This is a genomic window from Streptomyces sp. NBC_00158 (genome assembly GCF_045160885.1).
Taxonomy (GTDB): domain Bacteria; phylum Actinomycetota; class Actinomycetes; order Streptomycetales; family Streptomycetaceae; genus Streptomyces.
This window is the reverse complement of sequence record NZ_CP108161.1, coordinates 2,931,611-2,953,774: the sequence shown is the minus strand read 5'-3', so window position 1 is coordinate 2,953,774 and position 22,164 is coordinate 2,931,611. Positions and strand designations below refer to the sequence as shown.

15 protein-coding genes are annotated in these 22,164 nt (G+C 68.0%); 12 read left to right on the top strand and 3 right to left on the bottom strand.

Annotation, left to right across the window (positions count from 1 at the left end; translation table 11 throughout):
- Positions 1-16 precede the first annotated feature (16 nt).
- The 7 genes from rplK (at position 17) to OG553_RS13365 (ending at position 11,687) form a co-directional block, all read left to right on the top strand.
- The gene (rplK, locus tag OG553_RS13395) at positions 17-451 is read left to right on the top strand and encodes a 50S ribosomal protein L11 (protein ID WP_007265885.1); all 435 of its coding nucleotides are present in this window, start codon (positions 17-19) and stop codon (positions 449-451) included.
- An 87-nt stretch (positions 452-538) separates the two neighbouring features.
- Positions 539-1,267 (top strand): 50S ribosomal protein L1, encoded by a 729-nt coding sequence (gene rplA, locus OG553_RS13390; RefSeq protein WP_405979194.1) that lies wholly within the window; start codon positions 539-541, stop codon positions 1,265-1,267.
- 159 nt (positions 1,268-1,426) lie between these two features.
- Positions 1,427-2,326 (top strand): hypothetical protein, encoded by a 900-nt coding sequence (locus OG553_RS13385; RefSeq protein ID WP_405979193.1) that lies wholly within the window; start codon positions 1,427-1,429, stop codon positions 2,324-2,326.
- Between the two features lie 282 nt (positions 2,327-2,608).
- Complete coding sequence (rplJ, locus tag OG553_RS13380; RefSeq protein WP_030653597.1) at positions 2,609-3,139, top strand: 50S ribosomal protein L10; 531 nt, start codon at positions 2,609-2,611, stop codon at positions 3,137-3,139.
- Positions 3,140-3,250: 111 nt separating this feature from the next.
- Entirely contained in the window at positions 3,251-3,634 is a 384-nt protein-coding gene (gene rplL, locus OG553_RS13375) for a 50S ribosomal protein L7/L12 (protein ID WP_042801558.1), read from the top strand.
- A gap of 575 nt (positions 3,635-4,209) precedes the next feature.
- Positions 4,210-7,692 carry a DNA-directed RNA polymerase subunit beta gene (gene rpoB / locus OG553_RS13370; RefSeq protein ID WP_405979192.1) on the top strand — a complete coding sequence of 1,161 codons (3,483 nt, stop codon included), beginning with the start codon at positions 4,210-4,212 and terminating at the stop codon, positions 7,690-7,692.
- Positions 7,693-7,787: 95 nt separating this feature from the next.
- Positions 7,788-11,687: a DNA-directed RNA polymerase subunit beta' gene (locus OG553_RS13365; protein ID WP_405979191.1), complete on the top strand. Its 3,900-nt coding sequence runs from the start codon at positions 7,788-7,790 to the stop codon at positions 11,685-11,687.
- A 61-nt stretch (positions 11,688-11,748) separates the two neighbouring features.
- On the opposite strand, the gene OG553_RS13360 is transcribed toward OG553_RS13365, so the two are convergent.
- The 3 genes from OG553_RS13360 to OG553_RS13350 form a co-directional block, all read right to left on the bottom strand.
- A complete protein-coding gene (locus tag OG553_RS13360; RefSeq protein WP_405979190.1) occupies positions 11,749-12,531 on the bottom strand; it encodes a M48 family metalloprotease in 783 nt (260 codons plus the stop codon).
- An 85-nt stretch (positions 12,532-12,616) separates the two neighbouring features.
- A complete protein-coding gene (locus tag OG553_RS13355; protein WP_405979189.1) occupies positions 12,617-13,324 on the bottom strand; it encodes a Crp/Fnr family transcriptional regulator in 708 nt (235 codons plus the stop codon).
- A 61-nt stretch (positions 13,325-13,385) separates the two neighbouring features.
- The gene (locus OG553_RS13350; protein ID WP_405979188.1) at positions 13,386-15,869 is read right to left on the bottom strand and encodes a YfhO family protein; all 2,484 of its coding nucleotides are present in this window, start codon (positions 15,867-15,869) and stop codon (positions 13,386-13,388) included.
- A gap of 401 nt (positions 15,870-16,270) precedes the next feature.
- Between OG553_RS13350 and rpsL the strand changes: the two genes are divergently transcribed.
- The 5 genes from rpsL to OG553_RS13325 all read left to right on the top strand — a co-directional run bounded on the left by rpsL (position 16,271) and on the right by OG553_RS13325 (position 21,999).
- Positions 16,271-16,642, top strand: a complete 372-nt coding sequence (gene rpsL / locus OG553_RS13345) for a 30S ribosomal protein S12 (RefSeq protein WP_007265893.1) — start codon at positions 16,271-16,273, stop codon at positions 16,640-16,642.
- Positions 16,643-16,644: 2 nt separating this feature from the next.
- Positions 16,645-17,115, top strand: a complete 471-nt coding sequence (rpsG, locus tag OG553_RS13340) for a 30S ribosomal protein S7 (RefSeq protein ID WP_007265894.1) — start codon at positions 16,645-16,647, stop codon at positions 17,113-17,115.
- A gap of 39 nt (positions 17,116-17,154) precedes the next feature.
- Entirely contained in the window at positions 17,155-19,287 is a 2,133-nt protein-coding gene (fusA, locus tag OG553_RS13335) for an elongation factor G (RefSeq protein WP_405979187.1), read from the top strand.
- Between the two features lie 151 nt (positions 19,288-19,438).
- A complete protein-coding gene (tuf, locus tag OG553_RS13330; RefSeq protein WP_405979186.1) occupies positions 19,439-20,632 on the top strand; it encodes an elongation factor Tu in 1,194 nt (397 codons plus the stop codon).
- A gap of 176 nt (positions 20,633-20,808) precedes the next feature.
- Complete coding sequence (locus OG553_RS13325; RefSeq protein ID WP_405979185.1) at positions 20,809-21,999, top strand: hypothetical protein; 1,191 nt, start codon at positions 20,809-20,811, stop codon at positions 21,997-21,999.
- Positions 22,000-22,164: the final 165 nt, after the last annotated feature.

Sequence of the window (22,164 nt, the reverse complement as noted above, 5' to 3'; positions counted from 1 at the left end):
GGACCCGGAGAGAGCAATGCCTCCCAAGAAGAAGAAGGTCACGGGGCTTATCAAGCTCCAGATCAAGGCCGGTGCGGCCAACCCGGCTCCGCCGGTCGGCCCCGCGCTCGGTCAGCACGGCGTCAACATCATGGAGTTCTGCAAGGCCTACAACGCCGCGACCGAGTCGCAGCGTGGCATGGTCGTGCCGGTGGAGATCACGGTCTACGAGGACCGTTCCTTCACCTTCATCACCAAGACCCCGCCGGCCGCGCGCCTCATCCTGAAGAGCGCGGGCATCGAGAAGGGCTCCGGCGAGCCGCACAAGACCAAGGTCGCGAAGCTCACGCGTGACCAGGTCCGCGAGATCGCCACGATCAAGATGCCCGACCTCAACGCGAACGACATCGACGCCGCCGAGAAGATCATCGCCGGCACCGCCCGTTCGATGGGTATCACGGTCGAGGGCTGATCCAGCCCCTCGCAGTTCCCCAGTGGTAGGGCCAAGCGCTGGTCCGTACCACGACTCCATGCCTGAAGCACTTACACAGGAGCAGAAGTGAAGCGCAGCAAGACTCTCCGCGCTGCGGACGCCAAGATCGACCGGGAGAAGCTGTACGCCCCGCTCGAGGCCGTCCGTCTCGCCAAGGAGACCTCCACCACCAAGTTCGACGCCACCGTCGAGGTTGCCTTCCGCCTGGGTGTCGACCCGCGCAAGGCCGACCAGATGGTCCGCGGCACCGTGAACCTCCCGCACGGCACCGGCAAGACCGCCCGGGTCCTGGTCTTCGCGACCGGTGACCGTGCTGCGGCCGCGGAAGCCGCCGGCGCCGACATCGTCGGCGACGACGAGCTGATCAACGAGATCGCCAAGGGCAACCGCCTCAACGAGTTCGACGCCGTCGTGGCGACCCCGGACCTCATGGGCAAGGTCGGCCGCCTCGGCCGCGTGCTCGGTCCGCGTGGTCTCATGCCGAACCCGAAGACCGGCACCGTCACCATGGACGTCGCCAAGGCTGTCACCGAAATCAAGGGTGGCAAGATCGAGTTCCGCGTCGACAAGCACTCGAACCTGCACTTCATCGTCGGCAAGGTCTCCTTCACCGACGAGCAGCTGGTCGAGAACTACGCGGCCGCTCTGGACGAGATCATCCGTCTGAAGCCGTCCGCCGCCAAGGGCCGCTACATCAAGAAGGCCGCCCTCAGCACCACGATGGGCCCCGGCATCCAGCTGGACTCCAACCGCACCCGGAACCTCCTCGTCGAGGAAGACCCGGCTGCTGTCTGAGCCTCACGGCTCGCCTGAGTGGCTGAACGGGCCCCTCGCTCCCTCGGGAGCGGGGGGCCCGTTTCCGTTTCCGCCCTCCGGCCGATAACCCGGGCGACTTTTCGGTGTATCTGCCATATGGTCTGACGGTTACACGATCACACCAGGGGTGGGGACTCCATGCTCACGTACCGCAAGAAGACCGCAGGCGCCGCTCTGGCCGCCGTACTGCTCGTGGGCGGGGCCACGACGGCGTGCGAGGACGGGAAGAAGGCCGAGGGCGGCAAGGCGGCGCCGGCGCCGTCCGCGCCGGCCTCTCCGTCCGCCTCCAAGGCGGCCGGGGGAGCCGCCGACGCGGCGCCGGCCGCGTTCCTGCAGAAGACCAAGAAGACGTCGGAGGAGATCACCTCCGCCCGCTACACGATGTCCGGCACCACCGGGGGCCAGAAGGTCTCCGCGGAGGTGTCCATGCGCTTCAAGCCGACCCCGGCGATGTCGATGAAGGCGACCGCACAGGGCCCCGAGGGCGGCACCGGGGAGATCCGCATGATCGACGGGGCCGTGTACATGGGCTCCGAGGGCAAGTTCCTGAAGTTCGACACGAAGGCCCTCGACGAGGCGACGGCGAAGAAGATGGGCAAGGCGCAGGGCGCCGCGAACACCTCCGGCGAGAACCCGGGCGACCGGGCCGACCAGCTGATGGGGGCGAAGGACCTCAAGACGGTCGGCGAGGAGACCGTCGACGGCGTGAAGACCACGCACGTCTCCGGGACCGTCACCACGGAGCAGATGCGCGCCGGCATCGGCACGAACTCCGCCCCCGGGGCCAAGGAGCGCCGGGAGAAGAGCGTCAAGCAGCTGGAGGACGAGGGCATCAAGAGCCTCAACGTCGACATGTGGATCGACGAGTCCGGTCACACCAAGCAGGTCCGCACCCGCGGCGAGGGCAACAGCGGCCCGCTGGACACGACGATCAAGTTCCTGGACTTCAACAAGCCGGTCGACATCGTCGCCCCGCCGGCCGACCAGGTCGTGGACCTCGCCGAGATGATGAAGGGCGCAGGCAGCCAGCAGGGCTGACCAGGCACGACGCGTGGAGCGGGTCCGCCGTACGGGCGGATTTGCTCTGCAACGGATGGTTCGCGTACGCTTCCCGAGAAGCCAAAGACCGCTGGTCGTTGCCGTGCCTGGAAGGGTGCGGTGGCCGAAGGATCCGCTGAGTGCGGACGACCCGCGTAGGTGACTGTGGAAGGTTCCCGGATTTCGCTCCGGTTGAGCCGTGCCCTGGCGCCTGCGCCGGGGCGTTTCGTTTTTCAGCCCCTTCTGAGCGGTCCTCATCACCCGGAAGGAGGCGAACGCACCATGCCGACGCCCAACAAGGCTGCATCGGTAGCCGAGCTCAAGGACGCGTTCCAGAGCTCGAACGCCGCCGTGCTGACCGAGTACCGGGGTCTCACCGTCGCGCAGCTCAAGACGCTGCGTCGCTCCCTTGGTGAGAACGCCCAGTACGCCGTGGTGAAGAACACGCTGACCAAGATTGCGGCCAACCAGGCCGGGATCACCGCGCTGGACGAGCACTTCGCTGGTCCGACCGCGGTCGCCTTCATCACCGGTGACCCGGTGGAGTCGGCGAAGAGCCTGCGTGACTTCGCCAAGGACAACCCCAACCTGATCATCAAGGCGGGTGTCCTTGATGGTAAGGCGCTCTCCGCCGATGACATCAAGAAGCTTGCGGACCTCGAGTCCCGCGAGGTTCTGCTCAGCAAGCTGGCCGGCGCGTTCAAGGGCAAGCAGTCCCAGGCTGCCTCGCTCTTCCAGGCGCTGCCGTCGAAGTTCGTCCGCACCGCGGAAGCGCTTCGCGTCAAGCTCGCCGAGCAGGGCGGTGCCGAGTAATTCGGCTCGCGCATTGATCCACGCCGCCTAGTGCGTGGGTCGTAGCGGGCCGTTACGCCCGCCTCTATAGACACATCGGCACCTGCCGAATTAGTGGAAGGATCGCCCATCATGGCGAAGCTCTCTCAGGACGACCTCCTCGCCCAGTTCGAGGAGATGACCCTCATCGAGCTCTCCGAGTTCGTGAAGGCCTTCGAGGAGAAGTTCGACGTCACCGCCGCCGCGGCCGTCGCCGTTGCCGCCCCGGGTGCCCCGGGCGCCGTCGCCGAGGCCGAGGAGGAGAAGGACGAGTTCGACGTCATCCTCACCGGTGCCGGCGACAAGAAGATCCAGGTCATCAAGGTCGTGCGCGAGCTGACCTCCCTGGGTCTGAAGGAGGCCAAGGACCTCGTCGACGGCACCCCGAAGCCGGTCCTCGAGAAGGTCAACAAGGAGGCCGCTGACAAGGCCGCCGAGGCCCTCAAGGCCGCCGGTGCGGGCGTCGAGGTCAAGTAACACCCCTGAGGCCGTCTGACGGCCTCTGCGAAGGGCGATCACCCGTAAGGGTGGTCGCCCTTTGGCGTATCCGCAGTGCCTGACTTGCCCTCCTCTCGTTGGGGAGTAGGGTGATCTTCGTTGTCCCGAAGCAGGGTCCGGAGATGATCCGCTCGGAGCACGGGGCCTTGACGAACGGCCAGCGGCGCGCAATTCTCAGTCCCGTCGTGAGGTCGGCCGGTTCGATCCGAGATCCGAGGCACGGATCGAGGCATGGATCGACTACGAAGAGGGCAGTACTGATACGCGCTCTGTGTACGAGAGCCGCAGCGTGTTGGTTGAACAACGGTAGGGAAGGGCCTGTTGCCGGTTTCCGGAAACCTGGTCTGGACATCAGTGAGCCGAGTGGCTACACTGACCCTTTGCGCTGCCTGTTAGCTGTCCCCTGCCCGTCGCCAGGGGCATGCCCACGCTAGAGCACATCTGACTGACCGCCTCTGACCTGGCCTTTTGGCCAGATCGGGAGCACCTTGTCTTCTGTGTCGGCTGGGACCGGTACGCGCGTAGTGAGTCCGAGCCCTCGGAAGGACCCCCTCTTGGCCGCCTCGCGCAACGCCTCGACCAATACGAACAACGGTGCCAGCACCGCCCCGCTGCGCATCTCCTTTGCAAAGATCAAGGAGCCCCTCGAGGTTCCGAACCTCCTGGCGCTGCAGACCGAGAGCTTTGACTGGCTGCTCGGCAACGCCGCCTGGAAGTCCCGCGTCGAGTCGGCGCTTGAGAGTGGACAGGACGTCCCCACCAAGTCCGGTCTGGAAGAGATCTTCGAGGAGATCTCGCCGATCGAGGACTTCTCCGGGTCGATGTCGCTGACGTTCCGCGACCACCGGTTCGAGCCGGCGAAGAACTCCGTCGACGAGTGCAAGGAGCGCGACTTCACGTACGCGGCGCCGCTCTTCGTCACGGCCGAGTTCACGAACAACGAGACCGGTGAGATCAAGTCTCAGACGGTCTTCATGGGCGACTTCCCGCTCATGACCAACAAGGGCACCTTCGTCATCAACGGCACCGAGCGCGTCGTCGTGTCGCAGCTCGTCCGTTCCCCGGGTGTCTACTTCGACTCCTCCATCGACAAGACGTCCGACAAGGACATCTTCTCCGCCAAGATCATCCCGTCCCGGGGTGCCTGGCTGGAGATGGAGGTCGACAAGCGCGACATGGTCGGCGTCCGCATCGACCGCAAGCGCAAGCAGTCCGTCACCGTCCTCCTGAAGGCTCTCGGCTGGACCACCGAGCAGATCCTCGAGGAGTTCGGCGAGTACGAGTCCATGCGCGCCACCCTGGAGAAGGACCACACCCAGGGCCAGGACGACGCGCTGCTCGACATCTACCGCAAGCTGCGCCCGGGCGAGCCGCCGACCCGCGAGGCCGCTCAGACGCTGCTCGAGAACCTCTACTTCAACCCGAAGCGCTACGACCTCGCGAAGGTCGGCCGCTACAAGGTGAACAAGAAGCTCGGCGCCGACGAGCCGCTCGACGCCGGTGTGCTCACCACCGACGACGTGATCGCGACGATCAAGTACCTCGTCAAGCTCCACGCGGGCGAGACCGAGACCATCGGTGAGTCGGGCCGTTCGATCGTCGTCGAGACCGACGACATCGACCACTTCGGCAACCGTCGTCTGCGCAACGTCGGCGAGCTCATCCAGAACCAGGTCCGCACGGGTCTGGCTCGTATGGAGCGCGTCGTGCGCGAGCGCATGACCACCCAGGACGTCGAGGCGATCACGCCCCAGACCCTGATCAACATCCGGCCTGTCGTCGCCTCCATCAAGGAGTTCTTCGGCACCAGCCAGCTGTCGCAGTTCATGGACCAGAACAACCCGCTGTCGGGTCTGACGCACAAGCGTCGTCTCTCGGCACTGGGTCCCGGCGGTCTCTCCCGTGAGCGGGCCGGCTTCGAGGTCCGTGACGTGCACCCGTCGCACTACGGCCGCATGTGTCCGATCGAGACCCCCGAAGGCCCGAACATCGGTCTGATCGGCTCGCTCGCGTCCTACGGCCGCGTCAACGCGTTCGGTTTCATCGAGACCCCGTACCGCAAGGTCGTCGACGGCCAGGTCACCGACGAGGTCGACTACGTCACCGCCGACGAGGAAGACCGCTTCGTCATCGCGCAGGCCAACGCCAAGCTCGACGACGAGCTGCGCTTCACCGAGAACCGCGTCCTGGTCCGCAAGCGTGGCGGCGAGGTCGACTACGTCGAGCCGTCCGACGTGGACTACATGGACGTCTCGCCGCGCCAGATGGTGTCCGTCGCGACCGCGATGATCCCCTTCCTCGAGCACGACGACGCCAACCGTGCCCTCATGGGCGCGAACATGATGCGCCAGGCCGTTCCGCTCATCAAGGCGGAGGCCCCGCTCGTCGGCACCGGCATGGAGTACCGCTGTGCGGTCGACGCCGGCGACTCGATCCGCGCGGAGAAGGACGGTGTCGTCCAGGAGGTCTCGGCCGACTACGTCACCGTCGCCAACGACGACGGCACGTACACCACGTACCGCGTCGCCAAGTTCTCCCGCTCGAACCAGGGCACCTCGGTCAACCAGAAGGTCATCGTCAACGAGGGCGACCGCATCATCGCGGCCCAGGTCCTCGCCGACGGCCCGGCGACCGAAGAGGGCGAGATGGCCCTCGGCAAGAACCTGCTCGTGGCGTTCATGCCGTGGGAAGGCCACAACTACGAGGACGCGATCATCCTGTCGCAGCGCCTCGTGCAGGACGACGTCCTCTCCTCGATCCACATCGAGGAGCACGAGGTCGACGCCCGTGACACCAAGCTGGGCCCCGAGGAGATCACCCGGGACATCCCGAACGTCTCCGAGGAGGTCCTCGCCGACCTCGACGAGCGCGGCATCATCCGCATCGGTGCGGACGTCGTCGCCGGCGACATCCTCGTCGGCAAGGTCACGCCCAAGGGCGAGACCGAGCTGACCCCCGAGGAGCGCCTGCTCCGCGCGATCTTCGGTGAGAAGGCCCGCGAGGTGCGTGACACCTCGCTCAAGGTCCCCCACGGTGAGATCGGCAAGGTCATCGGCGTCCGCGTCTTCGACCGCGAGGAGGGCGACGAGCTTCCCCCGGGCGTGAACCAGCTGGTCCGCGTCTACGTCGCCCAGAAGCGCAAGATCACCGACGGTGACAAGCTCGCCGGCCGTCACGGCAACAAGGGTGTTATCTCGAAGATCCTTCCGATCGAGGACATGCCGTTCCTCGAGGACGGAACTCCGGTCGACATCATCCTGAACCCGCTGGGTGTCCCGTCCCGAATGAACCCGGGACAGGTCCTGGAGATCCACCTCGGCTGGCTCGCCAGCCGCGGCTGGGACGTCTCCGGCCTCGCGGACGAGTGGGCGCAGCGCCTCCAGGCGATCGGCGCCGACCAGGTCGCCCCCGGCACCAACGTCGCCACCCCCGTCTTCGACGGTGCGCGTGAGGACGAGCTGGCCGGCCTGCTCCAGCACACGATCCCGAACCGCGACGGCGAGCGCATGGTGCTCCCGACCGGTAAGGCGCGCCTGTTCGACGGCCGCTCCGGCGAGCCGTTCCCGGACCCGATCTCGGTCGGGTACATGTACATCCTCAAGCTGCACCACCTGGTCGACGACAAGCTGCACGCCCGTTCGACCGGTCCGTACTCGATGATCACGCAGCAGCCGCTGGGTGGTAAGGCGCAGTTCGGTGGTCAGCGCTTCGGTGAGATGGAGGTGTGGGCGCTTGAGGCTTACGGCGCCGCCTACGCGCTCCAGGAACTCCTGACGATCAAGTCCGACGACGTGACCGGCCGCGTGAAGGTCTACGAGGCCATCGTCAAGGGCGAGAACATCCCCGAGCCGGGCATTCCCGAGTCCTTCAAGGTGCTCATCAAGGAAATGCAGTCGCTCTGCCTCAACGTGGAGGTGCTGTCCTCGGACGGCATGTCCATCGAGATGCGCGACACCGACGAGGACGTCTTCCGCGCGGCGGAGGAGCTCGGTATCGACCTGTCCCGGCGCGAGCCGAGCAGCGTCGAAGAGGTCTGACGGGCCTGACGGGGGCTCCTCACGGAGCCCCCGTCGCCCCCGGGACCGTTCAGACCATGATTGAGACTCGACCCCGAAAGAGGGATTGACGCACAGTGCTCGACGTCAACTTCTTCGACGAGCTGCGGATCGGCCTTGCCACCGCGGACGACATCCGAACCTGGTCGCACGGCGAGGTCAAGAAGCCGGAGACCATCAACTACCGCACCCTCAAGCCCGAGAAGGACGGACTCTTCTGCGAGAAGATCTTCGGTCCTACCCGGGACTGGGAGTGCTACTGCGGCAAGTACAAGCGTGTCCGCTTCAAGGGCATCATCTGTGAGCGCTGTGGCGTCGAGGTCACGCGCGCCAAGGTGCGTCGTGAGCGCATGGGCCACATCGAGCTCGCCGCTCCCGTCACCCACATCTGGTACTTCAAGGGCGTCCCGTCGCGACTGGGCTACCTGCTGGACCTCGCGCCGAAGGACCTCGAGAAGGTCATCTACTTCGCCGCGTACATGATCACGTTCGTCGACGACGAGCGCCGTCAGCGCGACCTGCCGTCGCTGGAGGCCCACGTCTCCGTGGAGCGCCAGCAGATCGAGAACCGCCGTGACGCGGACCTCGAAGGCCGCGCCAAGAAGCTCGAGAGCGACCTGGGCGAGCTCGAGGCCGAGGGCGCCAAGGCCGACGTGCGCCGCAAGGTGCGCGAAGGCGCCGAGCGCGAGATGAAGCAGCTCCGCGACCGCGCCCAGCGCGAGATCGACCGCCTCGACGAGGTGTGGAACCGCTTCAAGAACCTCAAGGTCCAGGACCTGGAGGGCGACGAGCTCCTCTACCGTGAGCTGCGTGACCGCTTCGGCACGTACTTCGACGGTTCCATGGGTGCGGCTGCCCTGCAGAAGCGCCTGGAGTCCTTCGACCTCGAGGAGGAGGCCGAGCGCCTCCGCGAGATCATCCGTACCGGCAAGGGCCAGAAGAAGACCCGTGCGCTCAAGCGCCTCAAGGTCGTCTCCGCGTTCCTGCAGACCAGCAACAGCCCCAAGGGCATGGTCCTGGACTGCGTCCCGGTCATCCCGCCGGACCTGCGTCCGATGGTGCAGCTGGACGGTGGCCGCTTCGCGACCTCCGACCTGAACGACCTGTACCGCCGCGTGATCAACCGCAACAACCGCCTGAAGCGCCTTCTCGACCTCGGTGCCCCCGAGATCATCGTGAACAACGAGAAGCGCATGCTCCAGGAGGCGGTCGACGCCCTCTTCGACAACGGCCGTCGTGGTCGCCCGGTGACGGGCCCCGGCAACCGTCCGCTGAAGTCCCTCAGCGACATGCTGAAGGGCAAGCAGGGTCGATTCCGTCAGAACCTTCTCGGCAAGCGCGTGGACTACTCCGCGCGTTCCGTGATCGTCGTCGGTCCGCAGCTGAAGCTGCACCAGTGTGGTCTGCCCAAGGCCATGGCGCTGGAGCTCTTCAAGCCGTTCGTGATGAAGCGCCTGGTCGACCTGAACCACGCGCAGAACATCAAGAGCGCGAAGCGCATGGTCGAGCGCGGCCGCACGGTCGTGTACGACGTGCTCGAAGAGGTCATCGCCGAGCACCCGGTTCTCCTGAACCGTGCGCCCACGCTGCACCGCCTCGGCATCCAGGCCTTCGAGCCCCAGCTGGTCGAAGGCAAGGCCATCCAGATCCACCCGCTCGTCTGCACCGCGTTCAACGCGGACTTCGACGGTGACCAGATGGCCGTCCACCTGCCGCTCTCCGCGGAGGCGCAGGCCGAGGCCCGCATCCTGATGCTGTCCTCGAACAACATCCTCAAGCCGGCCGACGGCCGTCCGGTCACGATGCCGACGCAGGACATGGTCCTGGGTCTGTTCTTCCTGACCACCGACGGTGAGCTCCGTGACGTCAAGGGCGAGGGCCGCGCGTTCGGCTCGACCGCCGAGGCGATCATGGCGTTCGACGCCGGCGAGCTCGCGCTGCAGTCGTCCGTCGACATCCGCTTCCCGGTGGGCACCATCCCGCCGCGCGGCTGGGTCGCGCCGGTCGCCGAAGAGGGCGAGCAGGAGTTCCAGCCGGGCGACAGCTTCCGTCTGAAGACGACCCTGGGTCGCGCGCTCTTCAACGAGCTGCTGCCCGAGGACTACCCGTTCGTCGACTACTCGGTGGGCAAGAAGCAGCTCTCCGAGATCGTCAACGACCTGGCGGAGCGCTACCCCAAGGTCATCGTGGCGGCGACGCTCGACAACCTGAAGGCGGCCGGCTTCCACTGGGCGACCCGTTCGGGCGTCACCGTGGCCATCTCCGACGTCGTCGTGCCCGAGGCCAAGAAGGCCATCGTCGCGGGCTACGAGGCTCAGGACGAGAAGGTCCAGAAGCAGTACGAGCGCGGTCTGATCACCAAGGACGAGCGCACGCAGGAGCTCATCGCGATCTGGACCAAGGCGACCAACGAGGTTGCCGAGGCGATGAACGCGAACTTCCCCAAGACGAACCCCATCTTCATGATGGTTGACTCGGGTGCCCGAGGAAACATGATGCAGATGCGACAGATCGCCGGTATGCGTGGTCTGGTGTCGAACGCGAAGAACGAGACCATCCCGCGTCCGATCAAGGCGTCCTTCCGTGAGGGCCTCACCGTTCTGGAGTACTTCATCTCCACGCACGGTGCCCGTAAGGGTCTGGCGGACACCGCCCTGCGTACCGCCGACTCGGGTTACCTCACCCGTCGTCTGGTGGACGTCTCGCAGGACGTCATCATCCGCGAGGAGGACTGCGGCACCGAGCGCGGCCTCAAGCTCAAGATCGGTGTCAAGGACGAGGCGGGTGTCCTCCGCAAGGCGGACGACGTCGAGACCTCCGTGTACGCCCGCATGCTGGCCGAGGACGTCGTCATCGACGGCAAGGTCATCGCGCCGGCGAACGTGGACCTCGGCGACGTGCTCATCGACGCCCTCATCGCGAACGGCGTCGAGGAGGTCAAGACCCGCTCGGTCCTGACCTGCGAGTCCGCGGTCGGCACCTGTGCCTTCTGCTACGGCCGCTCGCTGGCCACCGGCAAGCTCGTCGACATCGGCGAGGCGGTCGGCATCATCGCCGCCCAGTCCATCGGTGAGCCCGGTACCCAGCTGACGATGCGTACCTTCCACACCGGTGGTGTGGCCGGTGACGACATCACGCAGGGTCTGCCGCGTGTCGTCGAGCTCTTCGAGGCCCGTACCCCGAAGGGTGTCGCCCCGATCTCCGAGGCCGCCGGCCGCGTGCGGATCGAGGAGACCGAGAAGACGAAGAAGATCGTCATCACGCCCGACGACGGCAGCGAGGAGACGGCCTTCCCGATCTCCAAGCGCGCCAAGGTCATCGTGCACGAGGGCGACCACGTCGAGGTGGGCCAGAAGCTCACCATGGGTGCCACCAACCCGCACGACGTGCTGCGCATCCTCGGCCAGCGTGCCGTCCAGGTCCACCTGGTCGGCGAAGTCCAGAAGGTCTACAACTCGCAGGGCGTGTCGATCCACGACAAGCACATCGAGATCATCATCCGGCAGATGCTGCGCCGCGTGACGATCATCGAGTCCGGCGACGCGGAGCTCCTGCCGGGCGAGCTCGTCGAGCGCTCGAAGTTCGAGACCGAGAACCGTCGCGTGGTCACCGAGGGCGGTCACCCCGCCTCCGGCCGTCCGCAGCTGATGGGTATCACCAAGGCCTCGCTGGCGACGGAATCCTGGCTGTCGGCCGCCTCCTTCCAGGAGACGACCCGAGTCCTGACGGACGCGGCGATCAACGCCAAGTCCGACAGCCTCATCGGCCTCAAGGAGAACGTCATCATCGGTAAGCTCATCCCGGCCGGTACGGGTCTGTCCCGCTACCGCAACATCCGGGTCGAGCCGACCGAGGAGGCCAAGGCCGCGATGTACTCGGCCGTCGGCTACGACGACATCGACTACTCGCCCTTCGGCACCGGCTCCGGCCAGGCTGTCCCGCTGGAGGACTACGACTACGGCCCGTACAACGGCTGAGTCGGACAAGAGCAGTAACCGCAGGGCGGTCACCCGAGAGGGTGGCCGCCCTGCGGCGTTCCTAGCCCCGGAGCTCCAGGTGGCGCTGGAGGTGGTGGAGGCGGGTGCGGGGATGGGGGTGCGGGGACAGCAGGAGCCGCAGGAGACCGGACCCGTCCTCCGCGGGCTCCGTCGCCAGGACCCGGGCGAGCTGGGGTCCGAAGCCCAGGGCGGCGGCGTACCGGTCCGCCCGCAGTTCGGTGCGGCGGCCGACGGCGGCGATCAGGAAGGGCAGGGCGGTCAGGAGCAGCGGGAGGCCGAAGGTGAGGGCCAGGACCCGGTAGCCGGCCAGCGCGAGGAGCACGGCCGACGCCACGACGGCGTACGGGGGCACGGCCTTGATCGCGAGCCGGCACGAACGGGCGACCGAGGCCAGTGCCCGGGCGGCGAGCCTGCCGGGCAGCGCGTACCACCAGCCCAGCAGCTGGGCCCAGGAGTGCCCCGCCGTGTGGTGCCCGAGCTCATGGGCCAGGACCGCCGCCAGCTGGGAGCTCGGCAGCGTCTCCAGCGCATGCCTGGTGACGATGACGAGGTGTCCTCCGGCGCCCGAAGCCGTCAGCTCCTCGCTCTCCTCGATCCACAGCTGGTAGCGGCTGCCGTCCACCCCGGCGCGGGCCGTGATCTCGCGCCATACGGGGACCAGCACGGCGAGCTCGTGCGGCAAGGGCCGTCCGAGGCGCAGCAGGTACCGGGCGAGCAGGGCCTCGGCGGGCGGGTGGAAGGCGAGGGCTCCGGCCGCCAGCCACAGGGCGACGGGTATCCCGTACGGGATACCGGTGGCGGACTGGAGCCCGCGTGCCGGCAAGCCGATGAGCAGCAGGCTGAACAGGGCGCCCGGTACCTGGAGGGTGAGGCGTCCGACGGCCGCGAGATCGGTGCCGCGGCTCCGCTCAGGAGTCGAGTCGGCTGATCCGTTGCAGGACCGCTGGTCGGACGATCACCACGGTGCGGCGTCCGGTGGAGACGACTCCCCGGTCGCGGAAGTCCTTGAGCTGCCGCTGGACCATCTCGCGAGAGGCTCCGACGGCTCCGGCCAGCTCCTGCTTGGTCAGCGGCACGGTGATCTCGACCCCGCCGGCCGTGGGTCGGCCATGCGTGCGGGCGAGATCGAGCAGCAGGGTCGCCAGACGTTCACGCACGCTCATCGAGGCGTGCGCCAGCTGGCGCTGGTCCGCCGCGCGGGTGCGGTCGGCGGTGAGCCCGATCAGGGTGAAGGCGACGGAGGGGCAGCGGACCAGGAACTCGCGGAACGCACGGTGGTCGATGGCCAGCGCCCGGACCCGCTCCAGCGCCGTGACGGTCGCCGACCGCGGGCGGCCGGTGACGGCGGCCGATTCACCGACGATGTCCCCCGGGCCGCGCAGCGCCAGCAGGGCTTGGTAGCCCGTGGCCGCCGAGGCGGTGACCTTGGTCCAGCCGGTGAGGATGAGGAGCACGTGCGTCGAGGGCTCGTGCTGCTGGATCAGCGGAGTGCGCGGCTCGAAGTGCAGCTCGCGCCCCAGCTCGCGTAACGCCGTACTGTCCTCGTTCTCCAGACGGGCCAGGAACGGGACGCGGTCGTCCAGTCCACCGTCGCCCGGGAGGTATGCCGGATCCATTGGGCCCCCGATCAATCGCGGGCGGTCAATGTACTGGCCACCGGGGAGGCGCGGCGCTGGATCAGCGGATTTCGCGGCGGCGCCTGAGGTAGCCCGACGTTGTGACCGACGCCAGGGTGAGGAGGGACAGGGCGGCTGCTGCGAGGCCCGGGGTGAGGCCCTTCGGGGTGAAGGTGCAGGAGAGGGTGCGCGTGGTCGGGGTGACCGGGAGGGAGAGGAGGCCGTGGAAGTCGCGGATCGGGGCCGAGCACTGCCAGCCGGGGATGTTGGTGACCGCGAGGACCGCGGTGCCGGTGGTGTTCGGGGGGAGGGTGGCTTCCAGGGTGTGGCCGCCGATGCGGACGGACGCGGCGCCCGTGGTGGTGAGGTCCCGGACCCGGGTGTCCAGGGCGGTGCGGTTCAGGCAGCCGATGGGGTTCGGGCCGGCCGTGGCGTTCTCCGTGCGGGTCTCCACCGTCGCCGTGACCTCGCCCGAGGCGGGGACCGGGCCCAGGGGGACGACGCCCGTCATGCGGTCCGTCAGGGGGAGCTCGGAGGCCGGGGTGCGGAGGGTGCCGTACAGGGAGGGGGAGTACCAGTAGGCCTCGGAGCCCGGGGTGCAGCGGGCGGCGTACGTCTGGGTGGTGGGGGTGCCCGTACGGGTGGTGCCGGGGACCTCGTAGACCGTGGCGCCCAGGACGTTCTCCTGGTGGGCGTAGACCGAGTCGGCGGGGTTGGGGGAGGTGTAGGGAGCGGTGCGGAGGGTGACCAGGGGAGGGGCGGGCCGCTTCGTCGCCGTCCACGTGTTCGGCTCCGTGCCCGGGCGGACGCGGGCGCCGATCGAGAAGATCGCGTCGAGCACCGGGTTGTCGGCGCCGAAGAAGGTCCGGCCGTCGTTCTTGAAGCCGTAGCCGAGGGGTTCCAGGGCCTTGTAGGTGGCTTCCGGGAGGTAGCTGCTGTAGTACTGCGGGCCCTCCGCCCGCAGGGCGAGCGCGTCGTTGTACGAGGTCTGCGGCGCGCCCGAGTCCGTCCGGTAGGCGGGCCAGCCGTCCACGTTCCGGACCGCTTCGAAGTGGTTCGTGATCGAGCGGTTCGAGGTCGGGACGGGTGCCGCCCAGCGCTCGCGGGAGCGGCGGGCGTCCGCGTTGGCCGCCGCGGCCGTCGACTCGGCGAAGACGACGCCGGTCATGAGGAGGGCAGCCAGGGGGAGGAGGGCCCGGTGCTCGTCCGCCCTCGTGAGGAGGAGCAGGGCGAGCAGGGAGGCCGCGCCGCCCGCCAGGACGGCCGGCCAGGTCCAGCCGCCGAAGTCGTTCGTGTGGCGGAGCACGAAGGTGGCGAGCACCAGCAGGGCCGCCGACAGGGCCAGGTGCAGGGGGCGGGGGCGGTTGGCCAGGGCGAGCCAGGCCAGGACCACGACCATCCCGCTGAACACGAACGCCTCGCGGTACGGGTTGCCGTTCGGCACCGCCAGGCCGTGCCACACGTACTGCGTCGGCGGGAACTGGAAGGAGACGAGGACGACGAGGGTGGCCGCCGCCCACGTCAGGCGGGTACGGGCCGCGATGCGGGTGTTCAGGAGGAAGCTGCCCGCCAGGATCAGGCCGAGCGAGGCCACGTACAGGCGCGGGCGGCCGCCCCACAGGTGGGTGGCCGGGAGCATGCCCGCGAGGAAGATCTCGATCCGGACCGGGTCGAAGGCGCCGGCCTTGGTGGGCTGCGCCGCCCCGCTGGACAGGAACGACGGCAGGAGGAGGGGGAGCGTGAGGAGGATGCCGGCCGCGGCCGCGGTCGCCGCGCGCCAGAGGGCGCGCAGGCGCTGCGCGCCCGTCAGGTCCAGGGTGATCAGGCGGATGGCCAGGAGCAGGCAGGCGGCCATCGTGGCCATCATGGCGGTGTAGAAGTTCCCGAACCAGGCGAGGGCGACCAGCAGCGCCACCCCGGGCCAGCGGCGCCCCTCCAGGCACCACTCGACGGCGATGCCGAGGAGGGGGAGCGCGACCAGGCCCCACAGCCACATCGGGATGTACGAGGCGTCACTGAGCGCCCAGCCGCACAGGCCGTAGCAGGAGCCGAGCACCCCGCGCTGCCACCACGGGCCGGGGTGCAGCTTGCCGAGGTAGACCGCCATCACGGCGGCCGCGGTGCCCATGGTCACCGGGGTGATCACGAAGACGGCGAGGTCGACGTGTTCGCGGGGGACGAGGACGGCCAGCCAGGAGAAGGGGTTGCCCAGGTAGGTGTAGTAGTCGGACAGGAACTGCTGTCCGAAGCCTCCCCGCCAGGTGAACAGCACGTCGCCGGCGGCCTGGCCGTGGACCAGGTCCCACAGGGCGCGGTGGAAGGGCACGTACTGGTTGGCCTGGTCGTTGATGGCCCGGCCCCTGTCCCCGAAGGGGAAGGTGCCCCGCGCCACCCAGGCCGCGCAGAAGGCGCCCGAGGTGACGAGGAAGGCCAGCAGCGGGCCGTACAGCCGGGAGAGGGCGGCGCGCCGCGGTGACGAGGGGGTTCGGCCGCCGTCGGGGGGCGGGTTCTCCGCCGTCGTCGGCTCCGGTGTGACCGTCCCCAATGTCCTGCTCCTGGCGCTCGTACGTTTTGGGCTGTCTCGCTGGGATTCGCTGGGCAGTGTAGTTCGCCCTCCCTACCACGCCGGTGAGCGGTCCGCGCGGCCACCCCGTCCCGGGCCGTTCCGCCCGTGCGGCGCCTGAGCTGTGCGGTCGTCGCGGCGGTGGCGCTGCGGCTCATGTTTTGACCGGAGTGGATGCGGTGGGTACGCTCAGACCTTGTGCCTGGGGTGTGCCTGGGCTCCCGTGCGTGTCCATCAACCGCACGCGAGAGTCAACGGCCACTGCGATCCACGCGTCTTTCCGCGCTTGCGGAGAGGTTCGCCGGATCCGACACACCCGACCGCGTGGGTCGGCAAAGTTCCAGGTTAGCTTCACTACACGGCACACAGAAACCGGAGAAGTAGTGCCTACGATCCAGCAGCTGGTCCGTAAGGGCCGGCAGGACAAGGTCGAGAAGACAAAGACCCCCGCGCTCGAGGCTTCGCCCCAGCGTCGTGGCGTCTGCACGCGTGTGTTCACGACCACCCCGAAGAAGCCGAACTCGGCGCTCCGTAAGGTCGCGCGTGTGCGTCTGACCTCCGGCATCGAGGTCACCGCTTACATTCCGGGTGAGGGACACAACCTGCAGGAGCACTCGATCGTGCTCGTGCGTGGTGGCCGTGTGAAGGACCTGCCGGGTGTTCGTTACAAGATCATCCGCGGTGCGCTTGACACCCAGGCTGTCAAGAACCGCAAGCAGGCCCGCAGCCGCTACGGCGCCAAGAAGGAGAAGTAAGAATGCCTCGTAAGGGCCCCGCCCCGAAGCGCCCGGTCATCATCGACCCGGTCTACGCATCTCCTCTGGTGACCTCGCTCATCAACAAGATCCTGCTGAACGGCAAGCGCTCCACCGCCGAGCGCATCGTCTACGGCGCCATGGAAGGCCTCCGCGAGAAGACCGGCAACGACCCGGTCATCACGCTGAAGCGCGCGCTGGAGAACGTCAAGCCGTCCCTCGAGGTCAAGTCCCGCCGTGTCGGTGGCGCGACCTACCAGGTCCCCGTCGAGGTCAAGCCGGGTCGCCAGTCGACCCTGGCCCTCCGCTGGCTCGTGGGTTACTCCCGCGCCCGCCGCGAGAAGACCATGACCGAGCGCCTGATGAACGAGCTGCTCGACGCCTCGAACGGTCTTGGCGCTGCCGTCAAGAAGCGTGAGGACACGCACAAGATGGCCGAGTCCAACAAGGCCTTCGCGCACTACCGCTGGTAGTCCCAACCCACATCGAGACCGAGAGAAGACTGAGCCGATATGGCTACCACTTCGCTTGACCTGGCCAAGGTGCGCAACATCGGCATCATGGCCCACATCGACGCGGGCAAGACGACCACCACCGAGCGCATCCTGTTCTACACCGGTGTGTCGTACAAGATCGGTGAGGTCCACGACGGCGCTGCCACGATGGACTGGATGGAGCAGGAGCAGGAGCGTGGTATCACCATCACGTCTGCCGCTACCACCTGCCACTGGCCGCTCGAAGATGTTGACCACACCATCAACATCATCGACACCCCGGGTCACGTCGACTTCACCGTCGAGGTGGAGCGTTCGCTCCGCGTCCTCGACGGCGCCGTCACCGTGTTCGACGGCGTCGCCGGCGTAGAGCCGCAGTCCGAGACCGTTTGGCGTCAGGCCGACCGCTACGGCGTTCCGCGCATCTGCTTCGTCAACAAGCTCGACCGCACCGGCGCCGAGTTCATGCGCTGCGTCGACATGATCGAGAGCCGCCTCGGCGCGGTTCCGATCGTCATGCAGCTCCCGATCGGTGCCGAGGCCGACTTCCAGGGTGTCGTCGACCTCGTCCGCATGAAGGCCCTCGTGTGGTCCGCCGAGGCCACCAAGGGCGAGATGTACGACGTCGTCGACATCCCGGCCTCGCACACCGAGCTCGCTGAGGAGTGGCGCGCCACCCTCGTCGAGAAGGTCGCCGAGAACGACGAAGAGATGATGGAGCTCTTCCTCGAGGGCGTCGAGCCCACCGAGGAGCAGCTGCACGCGGCCGTGCGCCGCATCATCCTCGGCTCCGGCAAGGGCAAGGGCGAGCCCACGATCACCGCGGTCTTCTGCGGTACGGCGTTCAAGAACAAGGGCGTCCAGCCCCTGCTCGACGCCGTCGTGCGCTACCTCCCGTCGCCGCTCGACATCGAGGCCATCGAGGGCCACGACGTCAAGGACGCCGAGGTCGTCGTCAAGCGCAAGCCGTCGGACGAGGAGCCCCTCGCCGCGCTCGCGTTCAAGATCATGAGCGACCCGCACCTCGGTAAGCTCACCTTCGTCCGGGTTTACTCGGGCCGCCTGGAGGCCGGCACCGCGGTGCTGAACTCCGTCAAGGGCAAGAAGGAGCGCATCGGCAAGATCTACCGCATGCACGCGAACAAGCGTGAGGAGATCGACGCGGTGGGCGCCGGCGACATCGTCGCCGTCATGGGCCTGAAGCAGACCACCACCGGTGAGACGCTGTGTGACGACAAGGCGCCCGTGATCCTGGAGTCCATGGACTTCCCGGCTCCGGTCATCCAGGTCGCCATCGAGCCCGCCTCCAAGGGCGACCAGGAGAAGCTGGGTGTCGCCATCCAGCGTCTCGCGGAAGAGGACCCGTCGTTCCACGTCCACTCGGACGAGGAGACCGGCCAGACCATCCTCGGCGGTATGGGCGAGCTGCACCTCGAGGTGCTGGTCGACCGTATGAAGCGCGAGTTCAAGGTCGTCGCCAACGTCGGCAAGCCGCAGGTCGCGTACCGCGAGACGATCCGCAAGGCCGTCGAGCGTCACGACTACACCCACAAGAAGCAGACCGGTGGTACCGGTCAGTTCGCCAAGGTGCAGATCGCGATCGAGCCGATCACGGACGCCGATGGTCCGGCGTACGAGTTCGTCAACAAGGTCACCGGTGGCCGCGTGCCGAAGGAGTACATCCCTTCGGTCGACGCCGGTGCGCAGGAAGCCATGCAGTTCGGCATCCTGGCCGGCTACGAGATGACTGGCGTCCGCGTCACGCTTCTCGACGGTGGCTACCACGAGGTCGACTCCTCCGAGCTCGCCTTCAAGATCGCCGGTTCGCAGGCCTTCAAGGAGGCCGCGCGCAAGGCTTCGCCCGTTCTGCTCGAGCCGATGATGGCCGTTGAGGTCACCACGCCCGAGGAGTCCATGGGTGACGTCATCGGTGACATCAACTCCCGCCGTGGCCAGATCCAGGCCATGGAGGAGCGTCACGGCGCTCGCGTCGTGAAGGGCCTCGTGCCGCTTTCGGAGATGTTCGGCTACGTCGGAGACCTCCGCAGCAAGACCTCGGGTCGCGCCAGCTACTCGATGCAGTTCGACTCCTACGCCGAGGTTCCCCGGAACGTCGCCGAGGAGATCATCGCGAAGGCCAAGGGCGAGTAACTCTTCCGAGTACACGCTTTAGGCTTGTCACCGGAGCCTCTGGGGCAACAGGAGCAACCACTCCCGTTGCCCCGGGGAACCCGGCTATCCAGCAAAGATCACCTGGCGCCGATCTGTAAGGCGTACAGAACCACTCTCCAGGAGGACCCCCGTGGCGAAGGCGAAGTTCGAGCGGACTAAGCCGCACGTCAACATCGGCACCATCGGTCACATTGACCACGGTAAGACGACCCTCACGGCCGCCATTACCAAGGTGCTGCACGACGCGTACCCGGACCTGAACGAGGCCTCGGCCTTCGACCAGATCGACAAGGCTCCTGAGGAGCGCCAGCGCGGTATCACCATCTCCATCGCGCACGTCGAGTACCAGACCGAGGCGCGTCACTACGCCCACGTCGACTGCCCGGGTCACGCGGACTACATCAAGAACATGATCACCGGTGCCGCGCAGATGGACGGCGCCATCCTCGTGGTCGCCGCCACCGACGGCCCGATGCCGCAGACCAAGGAGCACGTGCTCCTGGCCCGCCAGGTCGGCGTTCCGTACATCGTCGTCGCCCTGAACAAGGCCGACATGGTGGACGACGAGGAGATCCTGGAGCTCGTCGAGCTCGAGGTCCGTGAGCTGCTCTCCGAGTACGACTTCCCGGGCGACGACCTGCCGGTCGTCCAGGTCTCCGCGCTCAAGGCGCTCGAGGGCGACAAGGAGTGGGGCGAGAAGCTCCTCGGCCTCATGAAGGCCGTCGACGAGTCGATCCCGACCCCGCCGCGTGACACCGAGAAGCCGTTCCTCATGCCCGTCGAGGACGTCTTCACGATCACCGGTCGTGGCACCGTCGTCACCGGTCGTATCGAGCGTGGTGTCCTCAAGGTCAACGAGACCGTCGACATCATCGGCATCAAGACCGAGAAGACCACCACCACGGTCACCGGCATCGAGATGTTCCGCAAGCTGCTCGACGAGGGCCAGGCCGGCGAGAACGTCGGTCTGCTCCTCCGTGGCATCAAGCGCGAGGACGTCGAGCGCGGCCAGGTCATCATCAAGCCCGGTTCGGTCACGCCGCACACCGAGTTCGAGGCCGCCGCGTACATCCTGTCGAAGGACGAGGGTGGCCGTCACACCCCGTTCTTCAACAACTACCGCCCGCAGTTCTACTTCCGTACCACGGACGTGACCGGCGTCGTGACCCTCCCCGAGGGCACCGAGATGGTCATGCCGGGCGACAACACCGACATGACGGTCGCGCTGATCCAGCCGGTCGCCATGGAGGAGGGCCTGAAGTTCGCCATCCGTGAGGGTGGTCGCACCGTCGGCGCCGGCCAGGTCACCAAGATCACGAAGTAATTCGTGTTCTGACCTGGTAGCTCGCAGCAGCGGGCACCATGTTTGAGGCGAGGGCCCCTTTCCCACCGCTCCGGCGGTGGGGGAGGGGCCCTTGTCGTACCCCCCGGTAATGATGGGAGCGGGGCCGTGAGAGGCTCCGGCTCGGATCGACGTACGGATGTTCGGGGTGGGGAAGCATGGGGCGGCAGGACGCCGGCGGGTCGGGTATCTCCGACGAGGAGTGGGAGCGCTTCGGCGAGCAGATCGCGCGGGAGGGCCGGGAGGGCCGGGAGGCCGCCGCCGACGCGCCGAAGGAGCCCTCGGCGCGGGCGCGGATGGTCACCGAGCGGCTGCGGCGCGAGGAGGAGGAACGCTCCCGGGCGGCCGGCCGGGACGGCCCCTCCGGCCGCCGGCGGACCGTGCCGAGCGAGCCCCCGGGCTGGCGGACGGGCCCGGCCTGGCAGGAGATGGAGGGCCGGGGCCGCCGTCGGCGGGGCATCAAGGCCACCGCCGCGATCGTGGGCATCGCGGCCCTGGCGCTGATCGTCGTACGGCCGGAGCTGCTCATCGACCGGCTGACGGGGAAGACCGAAGCCCGTGAGGCGGCCGCGGGGGCCCCGCCGCTGCCCGCCGAGTCGGTACGCCCGACCGCGGCCCCGGAGGCCGCGTACCCGGACTCCCCGACCCTGAAGGAGCCGTTCCGGGGCTCGCCGGCCGCACAGTGGGCCGATGGCGCCGCCGGGATCGAGGTGCCGGAGGCCGCCGCGGTCGGCTGGATGTCGAAGGAGCAGGTCGCGGACGCGCTGTCGAAGGCCAAGCGGTTCCTGGTAGCGGCCGACCTGGACCCGGCCAACCTGAAGGGCGGGCGCCCCGAGGGGGCCCTGGCCCTGCTGGACCCCCGGCAGCCGGAAGTGCCGGAGCGCGTGGAGCGCAGCCTGGCGCAGCCGGACGGCGCGGACAGTCCGGTGCTGCTGTTCACCCGCTTCGACCCCGCGGAGGCCCAGCCCGTCGGCGACGTGGTGAAGGTGCGCGGGAGCATGCGCGTGGCGGCGGGGGAGCCGGGGGAGGTGCTGCTGGTGACCGACTACACCTTCGTGCACCCCATGACGAGGGCGGACCGGAGCGTGCAGCGGACCATCGTGCGCCGGCAGATCACCTTCTCGGTGCTCGACCCGTCGCGCTGGCAGGCCACCCAGGGCCGGCTGCAGCTGCACACGTACAAGTCGGAGTGGTCGAACGTGCAGTGCGAGGCGACCCGGGGCTTCCTGCACCCGGACTTCCCGAAGGACACTTCGGGAGGAACCCGTCCCTCCGGGACACCGAGGGACCCGTACGACCGCAGCGGGGACATTCAGGGCGACGGCTGCGGGACCGTGACCCGGTCCTGACCTGGGATCCCCGTCGCGTGGCGCGGTTTGACGTGTCCGCGCGGCGGGGTATTCTCTTCGGCCCGATTGGCCAGGTACGTGTCTCGTATGGCAGACTACTCAAGTTGCTCGGTTGAGTGCCGATGCTGTGCGCCTCCCGCCGGGAGGACCGGAAGCGAGTCCCAC